The sequence below is a fragment of the Paracoccus haematequi genome (genome assembly GCF_900631945.1).
Taxonomy (GTDB): Bacteria; Pseudomonadota; Alphaproteobacteria; order Rhodobacterales; family Rhodobacteraceae; genus Paracoccus; species Paracoccus haematequi_A.
Map to the genome: position 1 here is coordinate 1 of NZ_UZWE01000003.1, position 2,829 is coordinate 2,829.

The 2,829-nt window shown below is 62.6% G+C and carries 4 protein-coding genes; all 4 read right to left on the reverse strand.

Features of this window, described 5'->3' with window-relative positions; genetic code table 11:
* Window positions 1-15: 15 nt before the first annotated feature.
* On the reverse strand, window positions 16-357 hold the full coding sequence (locus tag PARHAE_RS00015; protein WP_240544743.1) for a hypothetical protein: 342 nt from the start codon (window positions 355-357) through the stop codon (window positions 16-18).
* On the reverse strand, window positions 312-1,940 hold the full coding sequence (tnpC, locus tag PARHAE_RS00020; RefSeq protein ID WP_126152563.1) for an IS66 family transposase: 1,629 nt from the start codon (window positions 1,938-1,940) through the stop codon (window positions 312-314). Before tnpC ends, PARHAE_RS00015 begins: the two co-directional genes overlap by 46 nt.
* Window positions 1,941-2,002: 62 nt before the next feature.
* The gene (tnpB, locus tag PARHAE_RS00025; protein WP_126152564.1) at window positions 2,003-2,350 is read right to left on the reverse strand and encodes an IS66 family insertion sequence element accessory protein TnpB; all 348 of its coding nucleotides are present in this window, start codon (window positions 2,348-2,350) and stop codon (window positions 2,003-2,005) included.
* On the reverse strand, window positions 2,347-2,775 hold the full coding sequence (gene tnpA, locus PARHAE_RS00030) for an IS66-like element accessory protein TnpA (RefSeq protein WP_206436822.1): 429 nt from the start codon (window positions 2,773-2,775) through the stop codon (window positions 2,347-2,349). The genes tnpB and tnpA overlap by 4 nt, the downstream gene beginning before the upstream one ends.
* Window positions 2,776-2,829 lie beyond the last annotated feature (54 nt).

A 2,829-nucleotide genomic window follows, 5' to 3' on the forward strand; every position in this document is an offset into this window, starting at 1 on the left:
GTAACCGGCCGATTGTTACCGCGGCGGTTGAGCCTTGAAGCGTTGCGCGAGTTCAGGATCGCTAACGAAGTCGTCGAGGAACTGGTGCCAGGTTTCTGCTGTGAGGCGCGCGTCTCTGAGCATGTCCGTAAGTTCGTCGATGCCGTCGTCGGTCAGGGCCGTGATGGCCTCGTCCGGCCCGGTGTAGACGCTGATGATGGAGCCATAGGTCAGATTGTCATCGTTGTAGACAATGGCTTCCAGAAGCTCCGGATCTTCGCCCAGCATCTTGGCGACGTAGTCGAGGGTGCAGATGTGAGTGACGGTTGCCATCAGGCGGCCTCGGCCTGCGGGGCGGCCCGCGATGACCAGTTCCATGGCAGCAGGTCGTCAAGCCGATTGATCTTGTGGTCGTGGATGCGGCCCAGGATGTCGGCCAGATAGGTCTGCGGGTCGAGGCCGTTCATCTTGGCGGTTTCAATGAGCGTCATGGCGCGGGCCAGTGTTTCGGCGCCGGTATCGGCCCCCGCGAAGAGCCAATTTTTTCTTCCGAGTCCAATCGGGCGCAGGGCTCGCTCGGCCGGATTGTTGTCGATCGCCACCCGGCCGTCTTCGAGGAACAGGCAGAATGAGCGCCAGCGGCTGAGAGCATAGCGGAAGGCCTTGGCCAAGTCGCTCTTGCCGGGAATGCGGGTCAGTTGCTGCTCGGCCCAGACCCGGAACGCCTCGACCTTTGGCCTAGTGTGAGCCCGGCGTGCGGCCAGACGAACATCGGCCGACTGGCCCGATATGTTGCGCTCGATGTCGTAAAGCGCACCGATCCGGTCAAGCGCTTCTCGCGCAATCTCGGATTTGGTCAGGGTCCAGGCATCATGGAAGTCTCGCCGCAGATGAGCCCAGCATGCGGCTTCGCGGAAGCGGGCCGCGCCGTCTGCTCCGGGATCGTAGAGCTTGGCATAGCCCTTGTAGGCATCAGCCTGCAGGATGCCGCTGGATTGGCCGAGGTGTTTGAGAACATGTCCTTCCTTCCAATCTGGAGCAAACCGGTAGGTCACGCCTGGCGGGGCGGCCCCCGCCCAAGGGCGCTGATCCCGCACATAGGCCCAGATCCGGCCCTTCTTCACGCCCTTGCCCAGACCCTTGTCGCGAAGTGAACGATCCAGAACTCGGATCGAGGTGTCATCCGCATGCAAAAGGTCGCTGGCCATCACCACGGCATCGATCCGATCGATGAGAGGCTGCAGCACCTTCATGGCGCGGCCGCACCAGTCGACCAGCGTGCTGTCGGGAATGTCCGCACCCATCCGAGCGAAGATCTCGTTCTGGCGATAAAGCGGAAGATGGTCGTCAAATTTGGCGACAAGGATGTGGGCCAGCAGGCCAGCACCGGCCATGCTGCCCGGGATCGGTCGGCTGGGCGCGGGCAACTGCACCATTCGTTCGCAGCGGCGGCAGGACTTCTTGAGCCGGGCGATCTGCACGACCTTCAACTGCGCCGAGATCAGATCCAGCATCTCGCTGACATCTTCGCCCACCACGTGCAGATCACCACCGCAATCGGGACAGCAACTGCCGGGATCAAGCTCCTGCCGCTCGCGTGGCGTGCCGTCTGAGACCCGGGGCCGACGGCGTGACGGGCGATCAGCGGCATCACCGCCGGCAGAGGGTTCGGACACGTTGTCGTCTTGACCATCATCCGCCGCACCGGTCTCGCTTTCGGCGGTCGCGATCAGCAAATCCTCGAGGGCCAGTTCCAGCTGTTCGATCTCGCGCTCGATCTTTTCCGAAGACTGGCCGAACACCTGCTTCTTCAGCTTGGCGATGCGCAGTCGAAGCGTTTGGATCAGTTGGTCGTGGGCCCGCAGCGTGGCTGAGATCTTCGCGTTCTCTGCCTGCAAAGCAGCGATCAGCGCCTTCAAAAGCGCAGGTTCATCAGGAAGAGGCTCGGTCAAATCCGACATGAACCCGACTACCACAAGTCAGGCCTAGACACTACAAAAACAAAGGTATTCAAGCGGCTAATTCACCCCACGCGGGCTGGCGGCACACCCCAATCCGGCCGCCTCCAGTCGATTCCCTCCCACAGCATGGCCAACTGTGCCGAGGTTAAACGAACCGCGCCATCGCCGCCCGCCGGCCAGGGAAAGCGGCCGCGTTCCAGCACTTTGTAGTAAAGGCAGAAGCCCTGACCGTCCCAATACAAAAGCTTCAATCTGTCGCCACGCCGACCGCGGAATGCAAACACCGCACCGCCTGCCGGCTTCTGGCGCAACTGATCCTGCGCAAGCGCCGCCAAACCCTCGATGCCCTTGCGCATGTCGGTCACCCCGCAGGCCAGATAAACCCGGACACCGGTGCCGGGCCCGATCATGCCGCCTCCACCACCCGGATCAACCGCGTCAGCGTGGTCGTGTCCAGCATCGGGTCAAAGCGCAGGCACCGGCCATTGGCCAGCTGAAGCTCAATCAGGGCGGGGCGTTGCGGCGTCAAATCTTCAGCCAAGGAAGGCACCGCCAATTCGGCGGGCGCGCTCAACTCCACAGGCAAGAACACAGTCTCCGGAAGCGGGGAAAGCAGCCCCTTCTTCTTCAGCTCATGCCGCCAGGCATAAAGCTGCTGTCGGGTTACCTCGTGGCGCTGCGCCACCTGCGTCACCGTCGCGCCCGCCACCCCCACCGACAGCACGATCCCGAGCTTCTCCTCGTCGCTCCAGCGACGACGCCGTTCCAGACCCAGAATGTCACCACGCATCGAAAGCCCCGCATAAGATACGTCGTTAACGACGTCGCTATGCACGTGTCTTAGCCGATCACCCCACGCTCAGGCAGGCGGTGGCAACCGGGCGGTTAC